The 24,924-nt window shown below is 63.1% G+C and carries 26 protein-coding genes and 1 pseudogene; 15 read left to right on the top strand and 12 right to left on the bottom strand.

Going from position 1 to position 24,924, the window contains the following annotated elements; genetic code table 11:
• From BISA_RS11565 to BISA_RS12385, 9 genes and pseudogenes are all read left to right on the top strand, one after another.
• Window positions 1-525: pseudogene (locus BISA_RS11565) on the top strand (ATPase); the annotation flags it as partial.
• 19 nt (window positions 526-544) lie between these two features.
• A complete protein-coding gene (locus BISA_RS11560; protein ID WP_033892118.1) occupies window positions 545-904 on the top strand; it encodes a hypothetical protein in 360 nt (119 codons plus the stop codon).
• On the top strand, window positions 901-2,025 hold the full coding sequence (locus BISA_RS11555; protein WP_237746167.1) for a hypothetical protein: 1,125 nt from the start codon (window positions 901-903) through the stop codon (window positions 2,023-2,025). Before BISA_RS11560 ends, BISA_RS11555 begins: the two co-directional genes overlap by 4 nt.
• A gap of 26 nt (window positions 2,026-2,051) precedes the next feature.
• A complete protein-coding gene (locus BISA_RS11550; RefSeq protein ID WP_033892117.1) occupies window positions 2,052-2,657 on the top strand; it encodes a single-stranded DNA-binding protein in 606 nt (201 codons plus the stop codon).
• 78 nt (window positions 2,658-2,735) lie between these two features.
• Window positions 2,736-4,538, top strand: coding sequence for a type IV secretory system conjugative DNA transfer family protein (locus BISA_RS11545; RefSeq protein ID WP_033892116.1), 1,803 nt, complete (start codon window positions 2,736-2,738; stop codon window positions 4,536-4,538).
• On the top strand, window positions 4,535-5,527 hold the full coding sequence (locus BISA_RS11540; RefSeq protein WP_033892115.1) for a DUF4913 domain-containing protein: 993 nt from the start codon (window positions 4,535-4,537) through the stop codon (window positions 5,525-5,527). Before BISA_RS11545 ends, BISA_RS11540 begins: the two co-directional genes overlap by 4 nt.
• On the top strand, window positions 5,514-6,656 hold the full coding sequence (locus BISA_RS11535) for a hypothetical protein (protein WP_033892114.1): 1,143 nt from the start codon (window positions 5,514-5,516) through the stop codon (window positions 6,654-6,656). Before BISA_RS11540 ends, BISA_RS11535 begins: the two co-directional genes overlap by 14 nt.
• Before the next feature lie 46 nt (window positions 6,657-6,702).
• Window positions 6,703-6,837 carry a hypothetical protein gene (locus tag BISA_RS13510; RefSeq protein ID WP_272945255.1) on the top strand — a complete coding sequence of 45 codons (135 nt, stop codon included), beginning with the start codon at window positions 6,703-6,705 and terminating at the stop codon, window positions 6,835-6,837.
• 411 nt (window positions 6,838-7,248) lie between these two features.
• Window positions 7,249-8,613, top strand: a complete 1,365-nt coding sequence (locus BISA_RS12385) for a HipA domain-containing protein (protein ID WP_051917576.1) — start codon at window positions 7,249-7,251, stop codon at window positions 8,611-8,613.
• Between the two features lie 94 nt (window positions 8,614-8,707).
• Here BISA_RS12385 and BISA_RS11525 read toward each other — a convergent pair whose 3' ends face one another.
• Together BISA_RS11525 and BISA_RS13145 are read right to left on the bottom strand one after the other, a co-directional pair.
• Window positions 8,708-9,955 carry a hypothetical protein gene (locus tag BISA_RS11525; RefSeq protein WP_237746166.1) on the bottom strand — a complete coding sequence of 416 codons (1,248 nt, stop codon included), beginning with the start codon at window positions 9,953-9,955 and terminating at the stop codon, window positions 8,708-8,710.
• A 113-nt stretch (window positions 9,956-10,068) separates the two neighbouring features.
• Window positions 10,069-10,308, bottom strand: coding sequence for a hypothetical protein (locus tag BISA_RS13145; RefSeq protein ID WP_152597296.1), 240 nt, complete (start codon window positions 10,306-10,308; stop codon window positions 10,069-10,071).
• Between the two features lie 145 nt (window positions 10,309-10,453).
• Here BISA_RS13145 and BISA_RS11520 point away from each other — a divergent pair, with 145 nt between their 5' ends.
• The 4 genes from BISA_RS11520 to BISA_RS13045 all read left to right on the top strand — a co-directional run bounded on the left by BISA_RS11520 (window position 10,454) and on the right by BISA_RS13045 (window position 12,723).
• The gene (locus tag BISA_RS11520; RefSeq protein ID WP_033892113.1) at window positions 10,454-10,705 is read left to right on the top strand and encodes a hypothetical protein; all 252 of its coding nucleotides are present in this window, start codon (window positions 10,454-10,456) and stop codon (window positions 10,703-10,705) included.
• A 129-nt stretch (window positions 10,706-10,834) separates the two neighbouring features.
• On the top strand, window positions 10,835-11,149 hold the full coding sequence (locus BISA_RS11515) for a hypothetical protein (protein ID WP_033892112.1): 315 nt from the start codon (window positions 10,835-10,837) through the stop codon (window positions 11,147-11,149).
• Window positions 11,146-12,444: a HipA domain-containing protein gene (locus BISA_RS11510; protein ID WP_051917575.1), complete on the top strand. Its 1,299-nt coding sequence runs from the start codon at window positions 11,146-11,148 to the stop codon at window positions 12,442-12,444. The genes BISA_RS11515 and BISA_RS11510 overlap by 4 nt, the downstream gene beginning before the upstream one ends.
• A 141-nt stretch (window positions 12,445-12,585) precedes the next feature.
• Complete coding sequence (locus tag BISA_RS13045; RefSeq protein WP_156099616.1) at window positions 12,586-12,723, top strand: hypothetical protein; 138 nt, start codon at window positions 12,586-12,588, stop codon at window positions 12,721-12,723.
• Between the two features lie 25 nt (window positions 12,724-12,748).
• On the opposite strand, the gene BISA_RS11505 is transcribed toward BISA_RS13045, so the two are convergent.
• From BISA_RS11505 to BISA_RS11490, 4 genes are all read right to left on the bottom strand, one after another.
• Window positions 12,749-13,963, bottom strand: a complete 1,215-nt coding sequence (locus BISA_RS11505; RefSeq protein ID WP_033892111.1) for a DNA cytosine methyltransferase — start codon at window positions 13,961-13,963, stop codon at window positions 12,749-12,751.
• 124 nt (window positions 13,964-14,087) lie between these two features.
• Window positions 14,088-15,017 carry a NotI family restriction endonuclease gene (locus tag BISA_RS11500; RefSeq protein WP_051917574.1) on the bottom strand — a complete coding sequence of 310 codons (930 nt, stop codon included), beginning with the start codon at window positions 15,015-15,017 and terminating at the stop codon, window positions 14,088-14,090.
• Between the two features lie 102 nt (window positions 15,018-15,119).
• Window positions 15,120-15,650, bottom strand: a complete 531-nt coding sequence (locus tag BISA_RS11495) for a hypothetical protein (RefSeq protein ID WP_033892109.1) — start codon at window positions 15,648-15,650, stop codon at window positions 15,120-15,122.
• A gap of 55 nt (window positions 15,651-15,705) precedes the next feature.
• Window positions 15,706-17,022 carry a relaxase/mobilization nuclease domain-containing protein gene (locus BISA_RS11490; protein ID WP_051917573.1) on the bottom strand — a complete coding sequence of 439 codons (1,317 nt, stop codon included), beginning with the start codon at window positions 17,020-17,022 and terminating at the stop codon, window positions 15,706-15,708.
• Between the two features lie 223 nt (window positions 17,023-17,245).
• On the opposite strand from BISA_RS11490, the gene dcm reads away from it, so the two are divergent.
• A complete protein-coding gene (dcm, locus tag BISA_RS11485) occupies window positions 17,246-18,082 on the top strand; it encodes a DNA (cytosine-5-)-methyltransferase (RefSeq protein ID WP_081890133.1) in 837 nt (278 codons plus the stop codon).
• Window positions 18,083-18,087: 5 nt separating this feature from the next.
• Here the strand turns inward: dcm and BISA_RS11480 are convergent, their stop codons facing one another.
• The 6 genes from BISA_RS11480 to BISA_RS11450 all read right to left on the bottom strand — a co-directional run bounded on the left by BISA_RS11480 (window position 18,088) and on the right by BISA_RS11450 (window position 23,714).
• Window positions 18,088-19,008, bottom strand: coding sequence for a Fic family protein (locus BISA_RS11480; RefSeq protein ID WP_051917572.1), 921 nt, complete (start codon window positions 19,006-19,008; stop codon window positions 18,088-18,090).
• 20 nt (window positions 19,009-19,028) lie between these two features.
• The gene (locus BISA_RS11475; RefSeq protein ID WP_051917571.1) at window positions 19,029-19,895 is read right to left on the bottom strand and encodes a Fic family protein; all 867 of its coding nucleotides are present in this window, start codon (window positions 19,893-19,895) and stop codon (window positions 19,029-19,031) included.
• 83 nt (window positions 19,896-19,978) lie between these two features.
• Window positions 19,979-20,377, bottom strand: a complete 399-nt coding sequence (mobC, locus tag BISA_RS11470; RefSeq protein WP_051917570.1) for a plasmid mobilization relaxosome protein MobC — start codon at window positions 20,375-20,377, stop codon at window positions 19,979-19,981.
• A gap of 334 nt (window positions 20,378-20,711) precedes the next feature.
• Window positions 20,712-21,131 (bottom strand): hypothetical protein, encoded by a 420-nt coding sequence (locus BISA_RS11460; RefSeq protein WP_033892105.1) that lies wholly within the window; start codon window positions 21,129-21,131, stop codon window positions 20,712-20,714.
• Between the two features lie 62 nt (window positions 21,132-21,193).
• Window positions 21,194-23,344: a type IA DNA topoisomerase gene (locus BISA_RS11455; protein ID WP_033892104.1), complete on the bottom strand. Its 2,151-nt coding sequence runs from the start codon at window positions 23,342-23,344 to the stop codon at window positions 21,194-21,196.
• Window positions 23,345-23,426: 82 nt separating this feature from the next.
• The gene (locus BISA_RS11450; protein WP_033892103.1) at window positions 23,427-23,714 is read right to left on the bottom strand and encodes a hypothetical protein; all 288 of its coding nucleotides are present in this window, start codon (window positions 23,712-23,714) and stop codon (window positions 23,427-23,429) included.
• A gap of 199 nt (window positions 23,715-23,913) precedes the next feature.
• Between BISA_RS11450 and BISA_RS11445 the strand changes: the two genes are divergently transcribed.
• The gene (locus BISA_RS11445) at window positions 23,914-24,873 is read left to right on the top strand and encodes a hypothetical protein (protein ID WP_152597293.1); all 960 of its coding nucleotides are present in this window, start codon (window positions 23,914-23,916) and stop codon (window positions 24,871-24,873) included.
• Window positions 24,874-24,924 lie beyond the last annotated feature (51 nt).

Below are 24,924 nucleotides of genomic sequence, written 5' to 3'. Positions count from 1 at the left end.
AGCGCGTTCGCCGCCAAGAACGCCGCCGACACGCTCGCCGAGGCCGGGCTGCAACCGCCGCGCAACCATGTGATCATCATGGACGAGATGCACCGCGCGCTCAGGGCCAGCCCCCTCATGGTGGAGAAGCTGGACCTGCTGACCCGTCTGAACCGGCAGTGGGGCGTCGGCCAGATCATGATCACGCACACATTCAAGGACCTCATGTGCATGGAAACCGCCGCGCAGAACACGAAGGCCAGGGGGTTCGTGGAACGCAGCGAGATCAAGGTTTTGGGCGCGCTGAGCCGCGTCGAGGTGGACCGCTACCTGCGCGGGGAATGCGGGCTTCCCGTATCCCGCCGCGAGGAGGACATGCTCGAGGACTGGGCCACTCCCGTCAACTTCGGCTCCGACGCCTCGCACAAGGGGCTGGGCCGGTTCCTCATCAAGCTCGGCGGACTGCCCGGCATCCCCATCAACGTGGAGATGTGCCCGCTGGAGAAGACCGGGTTCAACGACACCAACCTCAAATGGCATGAATAGCGACAGAAAGGAGACCATCATGGAAAGGCTCGCCACCGGCGTCAGACGCATGATCCGCCGGCTGCTGGACTCCCAGGGCGCGGCGATCCGCACGGACGAGGGACAGGGCGTCATCACCGCCACGGGGGAGCGGGGCGTGATCGTGTTCTCCCCGGCGGGGGAGTCGCCGTGGGACCTCGACATCTCGGTCGTCCCCCTCGGCCGGTCGGGCCTCGCGGTTCCCGAGGGCCCCTCGTGGAGACGGCTCGTACGCCACGCGAGCTACGGGGAGACCCAGCTGAGCGTCATCGACGCGATCGGGGAGCTCCGCCGCCTCGAGGAAAGCGGCGACGGCCTGCCCCGCGGAGTCGCCGAGCCGGTGCGACGATCGGACGCATGAGCGAACCGCAAGCCGAGGAGACGAACATGCACGAAACCGAGATCACGAGGGATACGCTGCTCGAATGGATCGAACGCTGGGGCGAATCGTATGACGACATCCGGCCCGGCGACCCCATGAGCGTCGCCAACCGCGTCGTGGAATACAACGATGCAGAGCAGGCCGTCGAGTCCGCCGCTGATCCGAACGCCGTGTACCGGAATCTGGCCTCCATCATCGAACCCGCCATGAGGTCGATGGACGGCTTCTTCCCGGCCGGCTCGCGATGGCTCGCCGGGGAGGTGGAGCGTCTCGAATACGAACCCGCCGAAGAAGGCGCGGATTCCGACGCATCGGGGCGCGAGGGCACGGTCGCCGACATGCTCGGCACATCGTTCATGGTGCGCGCCGAAGCATCCGCCGACGACCGCGACGGCCCCTCCCTGGACACGGTGGTCACCGCGGCGTCGAACGAATACCTGAACTCCGGCATGGACGCCGACGGCTTCTCAGACTACGTGCGCTCCACCTGGAGGGACGCCGCCGCCTACGACTGGATGAGGATGATGGAGGAGCCCCGCTCGCCGGGGGAATGGTCGAACGATTCGGCCCGTCTCGCGGTGCTGGCCGTGATGATGAGGTTCGCCCCGGAATCCACGGCCATGATGATCGCCAGCGACGTGCTGGACCCGAACGCGCCACTGCCTCTCGACCGGCTGCGCGGGCTCATCAACACACGCGACGATCTCGTGGACACGGACCGGCTGTTCGACCGTCTCATCGACCCGTCCGAACCCGCCGACCCGAAGCGGATCGCGATGGCGATGGGTATCCTCGACCCCGTGGAGGCGAACGCCCCCACCGAGGTCGGCTACCGGATCGCCGGCCTGAAATCCATGCTCCTGCTCGCCGCGGGCGACGAGCTGAACGCGCGCAGGCTGGCCGAGGAATCCATCGGATACGACGCCTCCGACCGCTACGCGTCCAGCACGCTCGACCGCCTGCCCGAGGCAGGGAACCCCGATGAGGCTGGAGCGACGGCAGCCGCCTGTGCCGCTGAACCCCAAGGACGGCATGCCCCGCATCTCCGCGGACCACGACCGACCATGATAACGCCGGCGCAACAGCGCGCACGGCCGTAGCCATACGAACCGAAAAGGAGACCGCAATGCCGCAATCCATGCAGGTCGTGCGAGGCAACCTCGCCGCGAACCCCGACTACTTCCCGGCCAGAGCCAACGAGGACGGATCGGAGAGCAGGGCCTTCCTGCGCGCCACCGTATACGAGGACCGGCCGCGCATCCGCCAGCAGGACGGCACCTGGGCCGACAATCCCGCGGGCCCCGTGAAGACCACCGTCAAATTCTGGGGGACGGCCGCCGAGATCCTCCACGGCTGCGACTTCCGTCAGGGCGACTCCGTGGTCGCCACCGGCCGCCAGGGCGATCCCGACGCGTACATCAGCGACAAGGACGGCAAGGCCTACGCCAGACCCGTCGTGATCGGCGATTCCATGCAGATCGACGCTATCGCCACCCAGCGCCGTCGCCAGGCCGCGGAACGCAAACGCCATAACGAGCAGCAGCGTTCCGACATGGATCAGCCGATCGCCTCGCGCGGCGAATACTGGGGCGACGGCGTACCCCGCACGTTCGGCGGCGAACCCTACGACCCGCTGTCCGGAAACCCGGTAACCATGCCCGCCGACCCCGCTGATCCGAACGTCATCGCCGGCCAGCCGCGATCCGAGTTCTCCCAGGGCAACGCCTTCTGACCACGCAGCCATAGATCACGTCTCCCGCCGGAAGCGCCGTGACACCGACGGTTCCGGCGCGGGAAAGGAGAAAAGGATTTGGCCGACGTCGATCCGAAACTGCAATCCAACCGCGTCAGGGACCTCGGCGGCACCGTCAGGCCCAGCCGCAGGATCGAGCTGTCGATCATCGCGGCCGGGCTCCTGATCCTGCTAGTCTTCGCCCTTGCATGCTCGCTCGCCGGGCATCCCTTCCAGCTGTTCGCGCTCCTCTACCTCGCCTCCGGCCAGTGGACGCTCACCCCGGCCCAATGGACGCTGGCGATCCTCATGCTCGCGCTCCTGGCCGTCGCATGCGGCCTGCTGGCATGGCTCATCGTGCGCAAGGCGATCCCGTGGGCCACCGGCTCGAAGGGACGCACGCGCGTGGACGTGTACGCTCCGAGCATGGGGCACGGCGAGGCCGTGGAGAAGGTGAGCGAGGCGAAGGCCGAAAGCATGGCCACCAGGCTCATCGACGCGCGCCGCTACCATGACGGCATGTCGCCCGGCTATCCGCTGGGCCGCAACATCGTGGACAACACCGCCATGTACACCAGCTGGGAGGACATGGCCATCGTGCTTGCCGGCCCGCGATCCGGCAAATCCCTGTGCTACGCGATCCCCGCGGTGCTTTCGGCGCCCGGCCCCTGCCTGGCCACCTCCAACAAGGGCGACATCCTCGACGTGACCGCACCGATCCGCAAGCTCGACCATCCCGACTGCAAGCTGTGGGTGTTCGACCCGGAAAGGATCGCCGACCCGAACCGCGAACGGGCCCCGTGGGTGTGGAACCTGATCGCCTCCGTGCAGACCATAGCCGACGCGAAACGCATCGCCGACTGCTGGAGGTACGCCTCCGGCCAGCCGCAGACCGGCGGCGACGACTTCTTCCCCGGAACCGCCGCCCAGCAGCTCGCCGACTACCTGTTCGCCGCGCATCTGGGAGGCAGATCCGTGGCCGACGTATTTCGATGGTGCAGCAACGAGCGCGACACCACTCCGGCCGATATTCTGAGCGAATACCCGCGCTACGCGGGCATCGCGTCCCGCGTCTCCAGCGTCATCGCCCTGACCCCCGAGACGCGAAGCGGCGTGTTCGGCTCGTTGCAGACCATGGTCGCGTTCCTCGCCGACCCCGAGATCATCGACTGGATCGATCCGAAACGCGACCAGGACGGTCGGATGATCGAGGACCGAGGCCTGTTCGACCCATACGCGTTCGCCACGAGCGAGGACACGCTCTACCTGCTCTCCGCGCAGGGCAGGCCATCCACCGCATTGACCGCGAGCCTCACCGCCGTCGTCGCGTTCACCGCGTTCCAACGCGCCCAAAGCGAGTTCACCGGCAACAACCGACGGCTCCCCGTGCCCCTGTGCTGCGTGCTGGACGAGGCCGCGAACATCTGCCGCTGGCCCGAACTCGCCGACGTGTACAGCTATTTCGGGTCGGCCGGCATCCCGATCATGACCATCTGGCAGAACCCCGACCAGGGCAAGGCCGCGTTCGGCGAGACCAACTTCGGAAGCCTGTTCAACAACGCGAACATCACCGTCTATCTCGGCGGCATCAAGGACGCGAGGTTCCTCGGCGAGATCAGCCAGCTCGTCGGCCAGAGGGAGATCGTGCGCGGCAGCGTCAACATCGACGGCACCGGCCGGCGAAGCGTGAATAACAGCATCCAGAGGGAAAGCATCCTCGACGTGGCCGACCTCGCGGAATGGCCCATCGGTCGCGCCCTCCTGCTCGCGTCGCAGTCCAGGGCGCAGATCGTCAGGACACTGCCGTGGACCGGCAACAGACGATGGGCCGACGCGCTTGCCTCGGCCAGGTCCACGGCAAACGGAAAGGCGGAACGATGAACGAGCACAACGAAACGAATGAGGCCCCCACGACCTCGGGGCCGGACGGAGAGGAATGGCGGCGCGCGGTCGGAGCCGCCAGAACGCTTCTCTCATCGGAATGCGGGTGGCTGGAACTGTTCACCCGCGCCGTCCTCGAGGAGAAGGGCGTGCCCTACGGAGCAGGGCTGCCGAACCCCGAACCGCCGCGCATCCCCGCGAACGAGGAGATCGAAACCTCCACCGTCGCCGGGACCGGAACACCGAAACACCGGAATACCGAAAAACCGTCCGCCACGGAGAACCGTGGCGAGGCCGGAAAGGAGCTCGCCGGCGAAAAGGCGGAACCCCGCACGGCAAAACCGGACATCATCCGCGACGAGCCACGGGCCGGCTACGAGAACCCGCCGGAGCCGGGAACGGAGACGGAGGCCATCGACCATCCCGACAACGGGGGAACCATGATGCCGGAAACTGGCGGCAGGACTGCGGGGAACGGGCTGTCGGGAGACGAGGGGTCGGATCTCGGCCCTGCTCGCTCCAGGGACATGGCCGGCCAGTTCGGCGCGCGAATGCGCCGCGGCGACACCTATTATCCGAACCTCGCCGCGTTCGTGGAACGGTTCGTCGCGAACGTGTTCTGCTACCACCAATCCGCCAGCGTGAACATGAAATGGGTGCCCGACTGGTGGCGCTACCCGGCCCTCGTGTTCCCGCTCGACGCGATGTGGCGCGCCTATGAGAACGCGCGCAAGTCACCCGGCCAGATGATGATCTTTTACATCCAGGCGGCGTCGATGCTCGACCGCGTGTTCGACAAGGACCGCGGCATCGTCGCCAGCCTCGACTGCGAGCAGAAGATCACCAGGAAGGGCGAGCCCCTGCCGTGCGAGCGGCCGGGCCGCGCATGGCGCGAACCCATACTCGAAACGCTGTCCGTGCCGGGCGGCGTGAAGGAAGACGAACGCAGGACTGCCATCATGGCAAGGAGGAAGAATGGCTCAGATTGATCCCGAAGACGGCCTCGACCAGATCATGGTCCAGAGCTGGAACAGCGTGGCCCAGCAGCTGCGCGCGCTGCACGCCGAACTGCGCGGGGACCGCATGCGGCTGCGCGAACGCGCGGAACGGGCCGCGCAGAACGAACGGTACGACCAGACGAGGAGGCAGCAGCAGGCCGCGCGCCTCGAACAGTGGGAGACGGAGAACCGCGAACGGCTCAACAAGGGGTTCGAATCCAACCTGACGGCGACCGTGCTCTCAGACGGCGACACCTGGCGCGGCATGCGCGACTCCTCGCTGTTGCAGGCATGGATGGTGGCCGACCAGCTGGAGGGCAACGACCCCGGGTTCCGCCGCCAGATCATCGAGGCGAAACGCCGTCTGAAGGACGAATGGTCGAAACGGCACCCCGAATCCCACATCGACGCGGCCTCCGACCATCTCGTCAACCATGTGACCATCACGTACAGCGACCAGTCGCCCGCGCTGCAATCCACGCTGAACGCGTTCAACACTGCCGGCGTGGCCGTGGACCTGCAACGCGTGGACGCCGAGACGTTCAGGGCCGAGCACGGCGGCGAACAGTCGTTCTGGGTGGACTCCAGGCTCACCGGCGGCTGGGCCGGATACGACCACGACCGCATCGTGGAGGCCGTGATGTGCGCTCCGGTCAACGGGCTGGACGACGCGGCCACGAGGATCAGCTTCCTCCAGGACCAGGCCTTGCCGGAATCCTCCCACTCGGACAACAAAGCCGCCGGAGACGAGCCCAGCACCGTCAGCGAGGCCGAACGCACCGAGAACGCCGACGCGGCCCCGATGCCGCAATCCGCAGCCGAGCAGCCCGACGACGCCGATCGGACCGGAGAACAGCGCGAGGGAAACACGTCCGCGCATGCCGCGGAACCGGACCGTCAGGGAGGCGGCGATCTGGCGACGGGGGAGCCGGAAGGCTACGAGGACATGCCGCTCGACCTCAATGAAAGCGAGGAATGGTACGGGCCCGACCCGTTCGGCGAATACAGCCCCGCAATGGAATCCTCCATGAACCCCGCGCCGCAGCCGTCCGCCGAGACCATGCCCGCAATCCCATCACAGACCCTCGCCCAGCCGAAGACCAACGGCAACGGGAGATGAGACCGGGCATCATCTTCCATTGCCATACGGTCATCCAGGAGCGCCGGTGTTCCCCCTCTCAAGCGCCGAGGAGCTTGTGGAAACCGGTCTGACCTCCATCCGCTACGTGTACAGGATGTTCGACCTGCTGCATATTCGCACCGAAACACTCCCGTCCGCCTACGCCGGGAGACTGATGTGAGGGAATTGCACGCCTGGGAGAACGGGCGTCATGTGGGCGTGTTCTCGGAAGACGACGGGGGGAACGCATATCGTTCACGTATGACACGAAGGATGGTCTGCCGATCCTGCACGGCTCGTTCCAGATCCCCTCCACGGGCCGTACCATCTGAGCTTTTCCGAAACCGCCTAATGACGGGGCCGGCTCGCCTCGTCAGTGTGTTCTTCATGTTTTTCTGACCTGCCTCTGGAGATGAGCATCTATGGCGGCATGCCATCGGCACGAGGTGGAAACGACTCGTTCCTCGTCATGATCGAGCGTGCTCTGCTCGAGGTGGTCAAGGACGTATACGATGGGTGAGGATATTCCACGCGGCCATCCCTCTTCACGGGTTTCGCGTTGATTATCGGCGAGTCGGAAAGGAGCTTATCCATGACCAGCGGCCATACCGAAACCCTTGATGTGATTCTCTACGACAGGGTGGTCGCCAGAATAGAGGCGCGGCATGATGTGATGCATCTGGAGTACGCTTCCCGTGACTCCTTGCCGCTGTCGCCTTCCCTTGATCCGAAGATTTCCCTCCATTGGGATGACAGGAAGCCTGATAGGGGAGCCGTCGCCTCGTATGTGGAGGGCCTTCTCCCGGAGGATCCTGCCGAGCGTCGGCGCGTGATGACCTCGACCGGAATGCGGGGGAGGCCCACGCCCTTCCGTCTGATCTCCATCATGGGGTATGACTGTCCGGGCGCGGTGCGTCTTTGTTCCCTGGACATGACGGCTGATCTGCTGTCCGGCAAGGGAGGGCTGACCCCTCTTTCCTCGGAGGAGGTCGAGGACCAGCTTTCCTCGCTGGTCATCAACTCGCATTCCCGTGACTACCGCAAAACCCATTGGTCCCTGCCCGGCGCGCAATCCAAGTCCGCGTACCGGATCAGGCGTGACGGCGTATGGTGCGTGCCGTACGGCGCGGAGCCGACCAGCGTGATCGTGAAGCCGTCGCTTCCCGGAATGCTGGCTCAGGCGAGGAATGAGATGGCGTGCCTTCTCACGGCTTCCGATCTCGGGCTGCCGGCTGCTAGGACCGATGTGTTCCATTCGGCCGGAACGGATTTCGTCCTGTCATGGAGGTTCGATCGCACGGGCGATCCTGACGGCCACATGGACAGGATTCATCAGATGGACTTCTGCCAGGCACTCGGGTTTACCTCGGATCTCAAATATGAGGAGGATGGCGGTCCGACCCTGCTCGACATGCTCGCCCTTGCGGGACGGCTTGATCCGGAAATGCCCTATGAGATGTTGCTCCAGGTGCAGTTCAACGCGCTGGTCGGGGCGACGGATCTCCACTCGAAGAACATGAGCATCCAATTGCTGCCCGACGGACGTTACCGGATGTCTCCCATGTATGACGTGGCATCCATCATCCCGTACATGGATGCCGGCGATCCCGAGCTGACCTTCTCCTACCATGTCAACGGTCTGAACCGGTTCGATGAGCTGGCGGACGTGAAGGTCTGGACCGCCCTCGCGGGGAAGGCTGGCCTGGATGTGGACCGGGTGGCCGACGGTTTCACCGGGCTGGCCTCCGGCTTCGCCGATGCCGCCCGGCACCGTTTTGCCGGTCTGGAACCCGGCAGGTTGGGTGAGATAATGGAAAACAGGATGTTCTCGTTCCTCGAAGCGATCGAAGATAGCGGATTCTCGTTGCCTTCCGCCAGTGATTCTTTCGGGATCATCGACCCGGGTTCGGCCTTGCCCGACCAACTCGAGAACAACGATCCAGCCCGCACCAGGTGACGGATCCGCTGCATTGCCGGAATGGAACCTCCGTAGTCTCGGACGATGGCTCCGTGTTCCACTCAGCCATCGGTCCTGGATCCGGCGATGAATGTCAGCGTGGCCTTCCTGTTTCGGAGGGCTCGTCGCCGAATCTGAGCGTGTTGGCGAGCAGGGGAGCGGTCGCCGCGTCGCGACGTTCGCGGATCATGCCGATTCGTTCCTTCATGGTCCCGGTGATGGCGTCCGTGACGGCGGGGGCGATGCGCCGGTTCGTGGCGAGCTGGTCATGGATGATGCCGGGGACTTCATCGAGCAGTGAGAGATCCCATCTATCCCAGTCCCTTATGAGGTCGAACTGCCAGAACGCGTTCTCCCGGTCGCCCCAGTCATCGACCCAGAACGGTTTGGCCTTGTAGTCCGTGTTGTCCATGAGGTCGGGGTCCATGCCGTTCCACAGGCTTTCGCCGCTGTCGAATATCGGGGCGGGTCTCACGGCAAGGGTGTCCACGTTGCGGATCAGACCGAAGTTGTTGTAGTGGCGGTCCGTGTCGCGTAGCAGGAAGTCCAGGAACAGAAAATCATCCACGGCTCCCTCCTCGATGCCGCGGTCCGCGCCGAGCCGTTCGCAGGCGTCCAGCCATATCTCCTTGCGTTCGGCGTTCGGCCCTTCGCGGAAGAGGCTCATGATCTGGCCGCCGGGGATGATCTCCTCGTCGTCCCCGAGCATTTCGTCGCATACGCTGACCCTTCTGCCCTGGGCGCGGCCGATCCGGTATTCGACGTGTCCGATGCCGAGCAGCCTGGCGACCCGGCTGGCGATGACTTCGTTGTCTGGCTCCTGGCCGGTGCGACCGGCCTTGAGGAGGCTGCGCGTGCCGTCAGGCTGGATGATCCACCGTTTGGGAAGGTCTCCGGCGCTGGTCACGTCCGGGGTGTTGACATCGCCGATATGCGAGGAGCCGCCCTGGAAGAGGGAACGGCCGAGCCGTTCGTCGAACGCGTTGTGGAAGAAGTTGATATTGGACCATTCCAGGTCGTCGCGGTCGATGGGCCGCACCCAGTACCGGTCGGAAAGACTCAGCCCCAGGCACCGGTCGAGCAGATCCGCCGTGGTGGCTATCCCGGACATGGCGAGCACGGCGCCGAGTCCGTCCCTTGTGGCGGGGATGCCGCGCGAACGCCACCAGCGGTTGATGGACTCGCCGGTCGGCTCAGGTTTGGAATCCACCCACATGCCGACCGGCACACGCGCAGGATCATGAATGGTGCCGGCCCGCAGCGCGTATCCACCGCTCCGCGAGTATTCGAACTCCATGACCGGCCTGTCGCCGCACATCAGCATCCTGTTCATCTCGCCCATGACGCTCACGTTACCCCGAGCGGTCCTCGAGAAAGGCCATTGTCTGCATGCATTGTCTCTGAATCTCCGCTTTATGATACAAATGTTCGACACGAAAGGGAGTTTTGCCATCATTATGAAATACATTCGTCCCTATGAGCAATGTAACACTCCCAAATGCCGTTGATGACACCGGTGAACTTATCGCCAGGCTGCGCGAGGACGTGACCTGGCACCAGCTGGTCGAATCGCTTGACGAAGGTGAGAGCGGCCATCATCGGCCCGCGAGACCGTGTGACGATTGCCGGAGCCTGTCCCAGACGCGGGCGCGAGCACGTTCTCGTGGAGGCGGGAACAGATATCATCGATACCATTAACAGCAGGAGAGCCGGAGGGGAGCATGACAGGGCGCACGGACTTCAAGGATCTCTCGGAATACCAGCAATGGTTGCGCATGTACCGTCTGTTCAGGGCCTATCCGATGGACGAGATCAGGGAAAAGGCCTGGCCCATATCCACATGGTCCGTTCCAACACATCAGGCGCATGCCGTGACGACGTTGACGAATGGGAGAGGCTGATCCGCGAGGGCGGCGATGACAAGCTCCGCGCAGCCGCCTTGGACCCGTCGCCCCACGGCATCAGCATGCGGCAGGACAACCCGTTCCTCGGCATCATGACCGAACGCGACCGACTCAAGGTGATCAAGGACGCATACGATGCAGAGAGAGCAATCCGAGCATCCGCTTCGCTCCATAAAAGCCATAGCTGAGCGAGAGAGGGAGCTTCGAGGTATCAATATGGTGGAGCCCGTTTTCTTTCCCGCCATGAATCAGCGGCCCGTCGGTGTCGGATGGCCGTATCATGGTGTAAACGGCTTTGGGAACCGGAGGAAACGAGCATGGCATACGTGACATTGGATCTGTCGAAATACGATGCCCTGACCGCCTACAAGGGTCTTCGCGACGAGAAGGAGGAGAACCCCATGCGGTTCTTCCCCGATACCTCGTCGGTCCGCCGATGCGTTCGTGAACGCATGTCCGGCATGGGTCTCAGCGTCGCCGCCCTCGCCGATGGTGCCGGTGTTCCCCTCTCAAGCGCCGAGGAGCTTGTGGAAACCGGTCTGACCTCCATCCGCTATGTGTACAGGATGTTCGACCTGCTGCATATTCGCACCGAAACACTCCCGTCCGCCTACGCCGGGAGGCTGCTATGAGGGAATTGCATGCCTGGGAGAACGGACATCATGTGGGCGTGTTCTCGGAAGACGACGAGGAACGAATATCGTTCGCGTATGACGAGGCGGAGGGATTGCCGATCAGTCTGAGCCTGCCCAGAACCGGTGGATGGGGAGATCTGGCACCACGTAATTTTCTGGAGAATCTTCTTCCTGACAATCCGAACGTCCGTCAGGCCATGCAGGAGCACCTGAATGCCTCCTCGACCGGTGTCTTCGATCTGCTGGACCGGGTTGACGCCACCGGAGGCCTGGTGTTCTCCCTCTCCCCGGAACCCCCGGCCCCTTCACCGTCGCTTCGTCTGATCACCGATTCCCAGATAGCCAACGAAATAGACCGCATCGAGCGAACCAAGAACTATTGGTGGGACGAGGACAGCCATTGCCGGTTCTCCCTGGGAGGTGCACAAGGCAAGTTCACCCTGTCCCGCGTGAACGGGAAATGGTATTGGCCGGATATGATGCTGCCCTCCACCCACATCGTCAAACCGAAGCCCCATGACCTTCCCGAGGCGACCAAGGTGGAACTGGCGACGATGCGATTGTCGGAACTGTGCGGCATCGATACGCCCGCAAGCGGCGAGATCACGGCACAACACAAAACGGCGTATATCGTGGAACGTTTCGACCGTCGCCTGGAGGATGGACGAATCATCCGGCTGCGGCAGGAGGACTTCCTGCAAGCATTGGGACTGCCGACCCGTGACAAATACGATTCGTCGGCAGACGACTGCCTGAATCTCCTGCAACGCATCGATTCCTCGGGCTCCCTGTCCTACCAGTGGCTCGAAAGGCTGGCCTTCAACACGTCGTCCGCCAACAGCGATGCACATGCGAAGAACTACTCCCTGATCCTCGACTCCGCATCGGGGATACGCCTGTCTCCCCAGTATGATGCGGTCGCCACCAGGTATTGGCCCGAGTTCAATTGGGAGCTCACCATGCCGGTGAACGAGGAGCACGCCTTCGCGGAGCACACCACACCCAAGGATTGGGAGGATCTGGCGGCGCGTCACGGTCTTGACGGCATGAGGGTCGCCGATATGGCACGGCGTATGGCGGGGAAGGTTCTCTCTGGCATATCAGAGTCATGTGATGGTCTGGACGCACGGATCGCCGATCGTCTGAACGCATGCTGGACGAAGGCGAACGAGTCCATTGAACCGATCATGCCGGAGGACGATTCGACGAACGTTCTCGATCCATCATCGGCGTTGCCTGATTCACTCCAATACTCCTTTGAGGAGGGCATCAATCCCGGAAACGTTCGATGACTCCTACTTCTTCCGGCTCCGATGACCGGGAGATGCTTCAGTGTGCTCTTCGTGCTCTTCCCGCATTGATCGCATCCCTACCGAAATCGGACGGGTTGACGAGCAAGAGAGCGGTGGCTGCGTCGCGCCGTTCCGCTAATCATGCCGATCCTTTCCCTCATGGTTTCGGCGATTGCGTCCGTGACGGCGGGGCGACCGCCGGTTCGTGGCGGGCTGGTCGTGGATTATTCGAACTCCATGACCAGCCCGCTGCCGCACATCAGCATCCTGTTCATCTAGCCCATGACGCTCCTCCGGTATGCCGTCAATTGCCGTATTCGGTCTCGTTCTCATCGTGTTGCGAGGAGAGTAGTCCCATGACGGATTCGCCTATGGCCTTTGCCAATAGAGGTGGTACGGCGTTGCCGACCTGCGCATATTGCTCGGCCTTGCTGCCGGTGAACACGTATGAGTCGGGGAACGATTGGATGCGTGCGGCCTCCCTTACCGTGAGGGCGCGATCCTGCTCGTAGTGGAGGAAGCATCCCCAGTGTGGGTCGCATTTCGTGAGGATGGTGGAGCCGAGCTCGCCTTTCCTCAGCCTTCCATACCGTTTTGTGTGGTCGGATCGCCGCGCCTTCCGCATCCCCTTGGGCAGCAGTTCTTCCGGTATATCGGTCCAATTGCCGCCCGGTTTGATGTACCTGATCCGTTTCATGTTGATTTCGGACAGCTTCGGCGCTTCGTGATTGTAGATTCCGGTTGATCCTCGCCGTACGAGCCTTTGGTAAGGGCATCGGGGCTCGTGTGTGTATTGCTTCACCGCCTCGCCGGTCTCGCCGTTCTCCAGCGGGGGCAGATCGTCAAGTGCGTCCTCGATTGGAGTGAACACGGCTTCGGTCTCCGGTCGAGGCTGTGCGACGATGTTCTTGCCATCGAACGTTTGGGTGAAGTTGGCGCGTATCGGAGCATGACAGACCGGTACGGGGAAGGCGGAGGGCGGCAGTTCCCTGCCCCTTGTGGCAATGATGATGGTACGCCAGCGCATCTGGGGCACCCCGAAGTAGGCGGCTCCGAGAATCCTCACGTCCGCGCCGTAACCCAATGACGCAAGGGAATCGATGATGGCGTGGAGGGTCGCTCCGTGTTCGAAGCTGACGAGGCCTGGCACGTTCTCGATGATCACGGCCTTGGGCTGAAACTCCTCCACGAAGCGCAGGTATTCACGAAAAAGATGGTTTCTTTTGTCCTCGGTGCTTCTCACGGGAGCGTTGATGCTGAAGCCTTGGCATGGAGGCCCGCCTGCGAGCAGGTCAAGGTCCCCCTTCTCGAGGCTGAGTCTGGTTCTGACCTCGTGCGCGTCAACCGTTCTGATGTCCCGAGTGTCCACGATGGTCCCGACGTGGTTCACGGAGTAGGTGTGGGCGTATTGGGGGACGAGCTCGTTGGCGTACAGCGGGGTGAATCCGGCTTCGCATAGTCCCTCGCTGAGTCCGCCGGCACCGGCGAATAGATCCAGCATCGTTCTTGTGTCGCCCATCACCGGCCTCCTCGGAATCGTTGGAACATCGGGCATTTAATCATGCCGCACCCCATCGACTTTTAGAACGTTTGTTCGAGTGTTGATGGGGTGTAGAGAAGCCGCGCGACTGCCTGGACTGTGGTTATTCTATCCCGAGGCCTCTTTGAATTGCATGGAAGTACAAATCGCCCTGTGCCGGCATATAGTTGCTGAACGCCTGTTGTAGAGAGTGTATGCCGGTGGTGTAGCTGCTGATATGCCTCAGGGGCCGCACGCGTCCTGTCTCGAATGTGATGTCAGGATCGTAATCGTAGACGAAGAATGTGATGGTGCCCGGTCGTTTGGGGTACGAGGGCAGCATGTCTTCGCCTCCTAGCGAGTCGAAGTTGTCGCGGAACACGGGTGCGGGGATGATGTAGTACAGGCCTTTGGAGCAGTGGCGTTCACGTTCAAGGACCTGCCCCTTGTAGACAATCTGCGTGAAGATTCGTTTTCTCACGTTGGCCCAGTTCAGTCCCACGGTGTCCCTGATGACGTTGCCTGTATCCATGAGCTCCCGGGCAGCGTTCGCATGGCTTCCGGTGGTGTCGATGGTTTGCACCTCGGCCGCGCAGAACTGGGACACCTGTCCGCTACTATCGAGCTCGACCATGATCCAATCGATGCTGACGGTGCTTCTGATGTTGGAAGGGACCGGCAACGGCAGTTCATGCCCCCAGCCGTGGCCGAACACGGCTACCACCGTTCTGTCGGTGACGGAGCGCGCCATGTCGATTGCCTCCGGCCCTCCCGCCACAAGGCATAGTTCATCCTCGGATTTATCGAACGCGTCGGAGGCCACCTCAATCAGGAGATGGTAATTGTCCGCATACAGTCTGATGGGGCAGCAGATGACGGGGGTCGGATCCCCGGATTGCCTGACCGAGCAGACTCCGGCTGCGGTTCCGTCATGACGCCTCTTCGTGCAGACCGAGCCTAGGAAAGGGCAGATGCGGGATGCCCACGCGCGTTGCGTCTCTTCGTCTGAGCCTTCCACTGGAAGACCGAACATCTCCTTTATGTATCCGCTCATGTCGTCTCCTTCCGAAACCGAATCCGATAGCATCGTCCGCATCCTCGCGCACGAACCTCATGAAAGACAAGACTACGTGATGGTTTCGGCCGAGGACCGGTTTCATCCTCGGTGTCGGTCCTCCATGATCCGCTGCATGCGTGTGAGGTCGTGGATGTCGGTCAGGACCCGTTGCAATATCTCACGTCCGTATGCGGTCCCGCCCGTTCCCTCCAGGCGAAGTGCGACAGCCTGGCGTTCCACGGCATCCTCGAACCCGTGGGCGGCGACGTTCAACCGGATGAACATGCCGAGGGCGAGGCAATCCAGATCCCCGTTCGCATGCTCCTCGTGCAGCTCGAAGCGGGATCCGGGAGGGTCCCGGTGCACGAGCAGACGGGCCAGGGCTGCCGGTGCGGGATCCATCGCGCGTGCCGCGCCCTCCAGGGTGTCGATGATGCCGAGGGAATCGTCCATCGTTTCGGTGAACGCGAACACCTGAGCCACGTCCGCCTCCGTCAGATCCACGCCATCGTGCAATGCGAGCCGCCGGCGCAATTGGAGGACCATCACCATGCCCAGTATGGTCGCCTTCTCCCGTCCCGCCTCGATATGCCCGCTTCCGTATCCGTCGCCGTGTGATGATTCGTCCATGATTCCAGGATATCCGTCCGCGAGCACGGGAGCGGACGGGCCGCGTGCGATGCGGTCATGCCGTGGCGTGCTTCTGCCCGTTGCTCGTGTCGGTTTCCGGCAGATTCATCATCCATGCGCCGTTATCCTGGTCGAGCCCGTACCGCTCGCGAAGCTTGTCGAACGTGCGCAGGCCGTCACGCAACGCGAACTGGTATTCCATATCGTCCTTCGAATTTTCGAGACTCATGGCGACGCGGAACGATTCGGCGACTAGTCGTTCCATGTCATGCGTGGAGAGGCTGCCCGGCTGGCGTTCGCGCCCGTCATCGAGGAACGGCGGCCGGTTCTCCATCGCGGCACGCCATTCCTGCACGGCCAGGGCGCGGCTCCTGGCATCGTCCTTCCATTCACTGCGCAGTCGCTTGAGCCGCATGTCATCGCCGAGATCGAACGCGTTGAACCGTTCCGTCCAACCATCCGAACTGTGCCATGTGATCCGGTAGCCGACCACCTGCCCGGGGTCGGTGAACGAATCCTTGGCAGCTCCCTTGCGCAGCCGCGGATCGATGCTGAACCCTTCGCGGCGTATACGGCGTATGAACTCGTCCTCGCTATGCGAGGCTCTGGCGCACGCCTCCACGATCAGTGCGACCCGCTGACGCGGCATCGTGGAGGCTGCGACGGACGCTATCAGCCTTGATCTTTCTCCGGCATCCAGCGCATCCCACCCGTCGCCGTAATCGTTCTCCGCCTTCCATTCGGCCCAGCGCCGCCATTGCGAGTACTGCCATCGGATGCGCGCGCCCGTGTCGGAACGGCCGAGCTCGACCAGTTCGCCGCGTTCCTTCTCCATGCTCCGGCATGCCTTTTGCGCGTGGATTCGGTCGTGGTACGGGTTGATCCAATCGTCGTTCCGGGCAAGCTGCACGGCGATGTGCACATGGTCGTTGCCGTTGCGGGAGAGCCCGTGGCGGACCGCGAGCCAGGTGATGTTCCGGTCATCCTCGCCCTGGATGACGCCCAGGCGGGTCAGGTAGTCGCGGATCAGGTTCTCCCATTCCTGGTCGGTGAGTATGCCCTGGCCGGCCTTGATGGCGAGCGAGCAATGCCATACGCGGTGCCTGCCGTGCTCATGTCCCGGATTACGCTTGCCGCGCATGTCGGGCGGGCATGGCTCTCCCTTGCGTTCCATGACCCGGTAGCGGCGGTCGAACCTGCGGCCGATCTCCTCAAACGACACGGTTGGCTTGCCCGTGTCATCGAACGATTCGGCCATGTCCCTGCTGGAACAGACGAGATGCTGGTCCGTGTGCTCGTTGTGCCGCCCCTTGCCGAACAGGTAGCGGATAAGCCCGGCCGGATTCGAGCCTCTGACGATGTTGGGAATCATGCGCAGATTCTTACATGGCGTGCATCACGTCACGGGGCATGGCATCTACCGGGTTCCGTCGCCGCCCGCCGTCGTGTAGACGGCGTGCCCCGCGTCCGTTCCTCCGTTTGACCAGGTTGGTTTCTTGACGGGCCCGCCACAGGGCGTGCCCCCGACCTTGGAGGAAATCGATGGAGAGCGGGCTCGGACCGTGTACGCGAGCGAATGGAACCGGTTCTCCAGAATGACCTACGAGGCGAACTGGCATGACGGGCCAAACCTTGCGGGCGACATCACCAAGGTGGATGCCTCATCGATTCCCGATTTTGACCTGCTGCTCGCCGGCTTCCCCTGCCAGCCATTCAGCTTGGCCGGGGTATCGAAGAAGAACAGCCTCGGCAGGCCCACCGGCTTCGCCGACCGGACGCAGGGCACCCTGTTCTTCGACGTGGCGAGGATAATCAAGGCGAAACGACCCAAGGCGTTCCTGCTGGAGAACGTGAAGAACCTCGTCTCCCACGACCACGGTCGCACCTTCCGAACGATCCTCTCCATGCTGGAAGACGAGCTTGGCTACCACGTTTCATGGAGAGTGATCGACACGGACGGATGGCTTCCCCAGCATCGGGAACGTACCTACATCGTGGGATTCCTCAAACCGAACGGCTTCTCGTTCGACTCGGTACAGGCTCCCGGACACGGCGATGTGGGAACCATCCTGGAGGATTGCGCTCCCGACAAGTACACGCTCAGCGACCGCATGTGGGGCTACCTGCAACGCTACCGGGCCAAGCATGAGGCGGCGGGCAACGGTTTCGGCTACGGCATGGTCTCGACCGATTCGCCACGGACCCGCACATTGAGCGCCCGCTACGGCAAGGACGGCAGCGAGATTCTGGTGTCGCGCGGCGAGGGACTGAACCCTCGGCGTCTCACGCCGAGGGAGTGCGCGAGGCTCATGGGCTACCCCGACTCGTTCGCCATACCCGTCTCCGACACGCAGGCGTACCGCCAGCTCGGCAATTCCGTGGCGGTGCCCGTCATCCGAGCCATCGGCGAACGGATGGCCCCGTTCCTTTGACGGGGCTACAACGTCTTGGGATCATCCGCGCCGTGCCCCATGCCGTACATGCCGAACAGGTCGTCCGTGGAATCGTCCCGCCACTGGTCGGCGATGCGCCGTTCGAACTCCTCGGCTTGTTCGAGCTCGTCGCGGTGGGCTTCCGGTTTCCATGCGTCGTTGTAGGAGTAGTGGATTTCCCCGGCGGCCATGTGTTCGATGAACTGGCGTTGGTAGGCGTCGCGTTCGGAGAGAATCAGGTCCACGAGCCATCCGGGCTCCTGAGGGAACAGGTCCAGACCTCGCGTGTACTGGTTGTGGCGCTCGTCGCGGATTAGTGGGGGCACCGTATCGAGGCGAAGGCATTCCTTGAACATGACGAGACGGCCGACCCTGCCGTTGCCGTCCGAGAACGGGTGCACCTTCTCGAACATCCAATGGCATTGCGCGATGCGCACGGGATTGTCGTCAAGTCTCGCATAGGCGTCGAACACCTCTTCCATGAGCTGAGGCACCATCCCGGCGGGGGCGGTTTTGACGGATGTGACGCCGAGGATCTGCGTGATCTCGTTGTCGTGCGTCTTGTATCCGCCGACGTTCTTCCATCCGGACCGGGAATCGCTCGTGCCCCGTTTGAGGATCGTATGCAGCTCGCGCACCATGCGTTCGTCCACCGGATCGTCGGCATGGTCGAGGATGTAGTTGAACGCGTCGAAATGGTTGGCGGTCTCCACCGCGTCGTCGATGCTGATCTGTTCGCCGCTTTTGTCGGCGAGGAATCTGCCGGTCTCGTAGATCTGTGCGGTCTGTTCGGCGGTGAGCGTGGACCCCTCCATGTGGTTCGAGTTGTACGACATGAATATCTGGGTCCAGTAGAACAGCGAATGCTGGATGCGATGGTCGCGTTCGTACAGCATCCGTTCCACGAGCCTCTGTCTGCCTGGCATGCCTTCTCCTTTGCTGGTGTTCAACGTGTGCGTGTGGGGGAGGGGTCTTGATCCGTGTCGAGCGCCGTCGTTTCGTTCCCGTTCGTTTCGTGGTTTTCGCTCTCCCTCAGCGATGCGAGCCTGATGGACGGGTCGAACAGCAGCGCCTGCGTGAAGTCATGCAGCGGCCCGTCGTCCCTTGACGCGGGGTCGCTGACGTTCGCGAGGGCGAGGGCATCCCTGAGGTATTGGCTGTGCCGGACGAATGGTTCGTCGCCAACGTCGAATCCGAGGAATCTTAGGTAGAGGATGCCGAACGCGGCGGTGGCCCTGGTGTTGCCCTCGCGGAACGGGTGAATCTGCCAGATGCCTGAGAGGAACGAGAACACCGAGTCGGCCACCTGTCGTCGGTCGGTGCGCTGGTATCCGCCTTGCCGTTTCTTTTCTTCGGAGAAATCGTAGTCGAGCGTCGGTTCGATCCACATGTAGTCCGAGTACTGCACGGTCTCGCCGTGGAGCACGGGCTCGCTTTTCGTGATGTTCTCGTAGCGCCATTCGCCTGTCCATTCGCGGGGGAGCACTCCCTTGAACAGTCGTTTGTGGATCATCCTGAGCGCGCCGGAGCTGAACGCGAACGCGGTGGTCTGCAACAGTTCGCTGATCCGCTGCGACACGATGTCCGCCTCGAAATGCTCGGCCTGTTCGGGATGATCGATGTGGTAGCCGGCGATTTCCAGCGCCGCCTGGTTGTAGCTGATGTCCCCGTTCACCTGCCGGCGGGCCACGTCGTACGCGTATTCGGAGGGGGTGAGGCCGTCGGCTCGTTGCAGGCCGAAGCCGACGCTCCACCCGTATTCGCGCGATCGTCTCGTGCCGTTCGGATCAGGCACTTGGTACCCGTCGATCATGTTCGCCACCGCTCCTCGACTCGTTTTCAATCAGCGCAATCCGCATCATCGTTCTTTCATTCTCGCACGCCGGGGCTTCCGGTTCACCGGTTTCCGCCCTCGGCACGGTCGATGATCGCCGACGCTCGTTCCACGAGGCGTCGGCATTCGGCAACCGCGGCGAGCGTGTCCGCCTCGCCCTGCATGCCTACCGCGTTCTCGTGGTTGGCCCAGTGGGCTATCTGGTTGACGTTGACGCCGATGCGCCTCAGCTCGTATCGGATCGATTTCAGTTCGTCCACTACGGGGGAGTTCTTCTCCTCGTCCTCCTGGTCGAGCCGGCCGAGCATCAGTCGGATCGCATCGACCGCGGCCAGTGAAACGGTCGTGCCCCGCCGCTTCGCTGCCTGTCTGAACAACAGTTTTTCATCATCGCAGACCCGGATGTATATGCGTTGGTCACGGGGCTTCCCAACCCGAATATGCTGCTTGTTTGCCATCATTTCCTTCCTTCGTGTCATTGGCCTTCGGCACTCGGGTCATTGCTTTCGCGCCTCACGGGCGCGAAAGGCTGAAAGCAGGTTTGTACGTACAAACCGTCTAGCTTGCTCCCGAAGGATTTATGGGCCGTCGCATGGGCGTATCCATAGATATGCCCATAGATATGCCCATCGCCGTATCCATCCGTGTATCCATAGATATGCCCATTGCCATATCCATCGTCGTATCCATTTACATGCCCATCGCCGTATCCATGAAGGGCTTTTGGCCGTTGATGGTTTCCGGTGGCGGCCGCGCTCCGTTTTGCGGAAGGGGAGGATTCCATTTCGTGGAGTCTCATCTTCCTTTGAGCTCCTTGAGCAGTTGGGTCGCGTTTTCCCTGATTCCGGCGTCGGTGAGAGAGGAGAGCTCGGCGGCGTAGTTGCGGCGGAGCAGTTCGTATATGCGTTCACGGGTCCAGGCGCTGCGCGTGGTGGTCAGCTTGTACGCGGCGCGGCACAGCATCTCGTATTCGTCGTCGGTCAGCAGCACGGAGATGCGCCGGCCCTGTTTCATCGGATAGATGGTGTCGGGGTCATCCCGGTACACGTCGTTCCAATCACACTCCCCGCCAGCCAGCTCCGCATAGCTGAACGGTTGGATGGCGTAGCGGACGAACCGTGATTTCGGGATTCCGCTCTGCCTGCACGCCTCGTCCAGCTGGTCGAACAGCTCCCCGTCCAGCAGGACGCGGAGCGTGTGCCTGTATCGTCTCATATCGTTTTGCTCCTTTTAGGGTTCACGGCGCGGGATGCCCCCCGCCGTGAACGGATGATGATTCACCGGTCGAACACGAACACGGTGCCCTTGTCCTTGTCGATGCGGATCCTCGCGTCGAATTTCCTCCCCGATTTGGAGGTGAAGCCCTTCAGGGATACGGTCCTGCCCTCGAGGAGGCTTCGCACGGTGCGGTCGGTGATGGCCTTCCCCGCCATTGTCGGGTACATCCTCCATCCGCATCCCCCGACGGTGCGCCAGGTGCCGTCCGCGGTCTTCTCGCTGCGGTTCGTTGAGCACTGCCACATCCTTCCGGTTTTCCTGACCGGCTCTCCGCATCGCGGGCACGGGCCCCAGTCCTCCCCGGCCGCAGCTGGTCCGACGGCATCCTTTTTGAGGTGCGTTTTCGCGTCGGCGGGGATGCGCAGCGCCTCCCGGCGGAACAGTTCCATCACGTCGGTCGGATCCCGTCTGCCATGCTCCACATCGGTGAGGGTCTGCTCCATGCGCGCCGTGAGCCCCACGTCCTTGAGCCTCGGCTCCACCACGTCGATGAGGCGCATGCCCTCACGGGTGGCGTGCAGCTGCCGGCCCTTGCGTTCCACGAGTCTCGACCGGACTAGCTTCTCGATGGTGTCCGCGCGGGTGGCCGGTGTGCCGATCCCGCCCGAGTGCGATTCGTCGTCATCGAGCGCCGTCTTGAGCTCCCGGTCGTCCACGTAGCGGCTCGCATGCTCCATCGCGGCCAGAAGCGTAGCCTCGGTGAACGGTTTCGGAGGACGCGTCATGCCTTCCTCGACCTTGACGGGGCCGACCGGCCGCACGTCGATCCCATCCACCAGATTCGACGGAATCACGTTCCTCGGCTGCTCCTTCTCCTCTTCGCCGTCATCGGTCTCTGTCGTCACGGACCCCTCGATGAGCCTCCATCCAGGGGAAATGGTCTCGTCGCTGCGGCTGGAGAACCCGTGGGCACCGCCGCCGTCGAGACGGGCCTTCACCTCGGTGACCAGATGCACATGGTCGTCGCCCACGGCCTCCCACATACGGCGCACGACACGCATAATGACCATGCGCTCGTCGTCGCCCAACGCCTCCATCCTCGATGCGTCGAGCTGCATCGTGGGCAGGATCGCCGTGTGGCCGGCGACCTTGGCGTCGTTCACGGCCAGCTCCGGGCGGGGGAGGGAAGGCAACGCACCGCCGGCCACGAAACCCCGCACGAGACGGCCGGATTCGATGAGCCCGGCGAGAGTCGGCAGATCGTCATGGGTGATGTACTTCGAATCCGTCCTCGGATAGGTGGCGAGCCTGAGCTCGTAGAGATGCTGGAGCGCCGCAAGCGTGCGCGCGGCTGTCATGCCGTGCATGCGGCTCATATCCTTCTGCAACCCGGTCAGATCGTACAGGCACGGCGGCCTATCGCTCACCTTCCTCCGCTCCACGCTCAGGATGCGGAAAGGATTCCGGGCCGCAAGCTCCCTCAGCTCCGACGCCTCGGCCTCATGGTCGATCCGTTCGCTGGAGAGCCTCCATCCGCCCATATCGGCGGTCACGGTCCAGAACGGCACCGGTTTGTGGACTGCGATCCTCCGGTCGCGATCCACAATCATCGCGAGGGTCGGCGTCTGCACACGGCCCACGCTGAACCGTCCGTCATAGAGCAGCGAATAGGCACGGGAGGCGTTCATCCCGATGAGCCAGTCCGCCTTGGAACGGATCTCCGCGCTCCACGCGAGCCCCCGGTAATCGGATTCGGGCCTCATGGACTCCCACGCCTCACGGATGGCATCCGCCTCCAGGCTCGCCACCCACAATCGCAGCTCGCTCTTGCGCGTTCCCGACATATCGACGATCCTGCGGAAGATCGCCTCTCCCTCGCGGTCCGGGTCACATGCGTTGACGACGCAATCCACGTCGGACCTGCGAAGCAGCGAGACGATGGACCTGTAGCGCGCTGCCGCCCCACGTTCGCCGGAGACCATCCACCTCCAATCGCCGGACGGGTCTATGGGCAGCGCGTCGAGCCGCCAGCGTCCCCAATCACGATTCGTGTAGTCCTCGGGCATGGCGAGCTCGACCAGATGCCCCTGCGCCCATGTCACGAGCAGCTGTCCGCAGTCGAACCATCCATCCCCCTGATCCGCAGCCCCGGACAGCGCATGCGCTATGGCCGCGGCGACCGACTTCTTCTCCGCGATGACCAATCTCATCGTCATGTTCCTTCCTATGTAAGGAAAAGACCGGCGCGGGAATCGTCCCGGGCCGGTCGAACGGATAATATGCGCCGTCTGGTCAGGCAAGACCGACGAGCGGAGCGAACACCGCGGCGATACCCAGCAATGCGATCAGCATGAGCACCGTGCCGGCGACCCAGAGCGCCACCGTCACGGCGGTACGTCCGGCCGACTGGCCCACGCTCTCCATCATCGGACTGCCCATGCGACGGCCCGCCACCGCGCACGCGCCGGACGCGAGCACGCACAGGAGGACGAGCACCACCTGGAGCATGCCGTTGAGATGCACCATCCACGTCCACAGGCCGGAGGCCCAGGACGCGATCGTTGAAAGAACCGGTTCCATATTTTTCCTTCCTTGACTCTGAACGGAACGACGCTTCAGATTCTCGGACGACGGACGCCACGGCGCGGGGCAGGCCGTCCACGCTTCCCACCATCCCGGACGGGGCAATGGACGGCCTGCCCCGCCGACCGCACGCCGGGAAGACACACTTCACTGTGACGGAAACCGGCAAGCGAAAGGAACGGGAACGAAAATGATATTGACGGAATCCGACCTCGAATCCGACACCAGCCTGCAATTCGAGGAGACCAAGAGAATCGGCGACGTGTTCTACGCGTTGACCGCGGACCCGTGGAACGGATCCATGAACCGTTTCTCCATGCCCACGCTGAACTACGGGGACAAGGCATCGGTCACCGTGATCCGTCCGAGCTCCTTCCACGGGGATGACGAATGGATGAACGCCGGCGACCCCGAAGGGGTGCGTATCCGCGACGATATCCGGGAGCACGGGCACGACGGCGTGGAAGACGGGCCGGAGGCGATATCCGCCGCGATCATCGACCACTACCGCAAGTCCGGCTGGGATGCCGGAGAATACCTCGTGGGGTCGCAAGGCCACCAGGTGCTCGTCGTCGCCGCGGCCGCGGATGGATACGGGACGGCGAAAGCGCTGGCCGAGGAGCTGGACGACTGGTGCAACGGACGTGTCTATGAGGTGCAGGCATACAAGCGGATCCAATGGACGGACGGGCATGGCGGATCCTTCGATTCATGGGAGCTCGCCGACTGCATGGGCGGAGTCTACCTGACCGGCGACTACGATTCATGGCTTCGGATCGCGCAGGCCAACCTGGACCCGGACGATCCGATCAATCCCCCGGAACCAGATCCCGATATCCACCGGATTGCACAGCCTCCGATAGGCGTGGACGATCCCGGAACCCTGAACGAAGCCGATTACCTGTTGCGGAACCTCCAGGCGGACCTCTCATCGGCATTCGAGCAGATTGACGCGCTGCAACACCTGGACGGAGACGAAGGCCTGGCCGCCCTCGCGGGGCGTCTGCACGACTCGTTCGAAATGCTGGACGCCGCCGTGCACGACGCGCAGTCAACCGTGCTGAAGCGCATCGATGAGATCCCGGAGGCATCGCAATGGGATCCCTCGAACCCGCTGCGGGCATCCTCCGCCGCATCCGATGGCCGGACCCGCTGAGACAGGGCTCGTGGAAGTGAGGGCATCCGTTTTCGTGGAGCCTCATCCTCC

The organism is Bifidobacterium saguini DSM 23967 (assembly GCF_000741715.1).
GTDB classification, from domain to species: Bacteria; Actinomycetota; Actinomycetes; order Actinomycetales; family Bifidobacteriaceae; genus Bifidobacterium; species Bifidobacterium saguini.
This window is presented reverse-complemented; position numbering and strand designations above follow the sequence as displayed.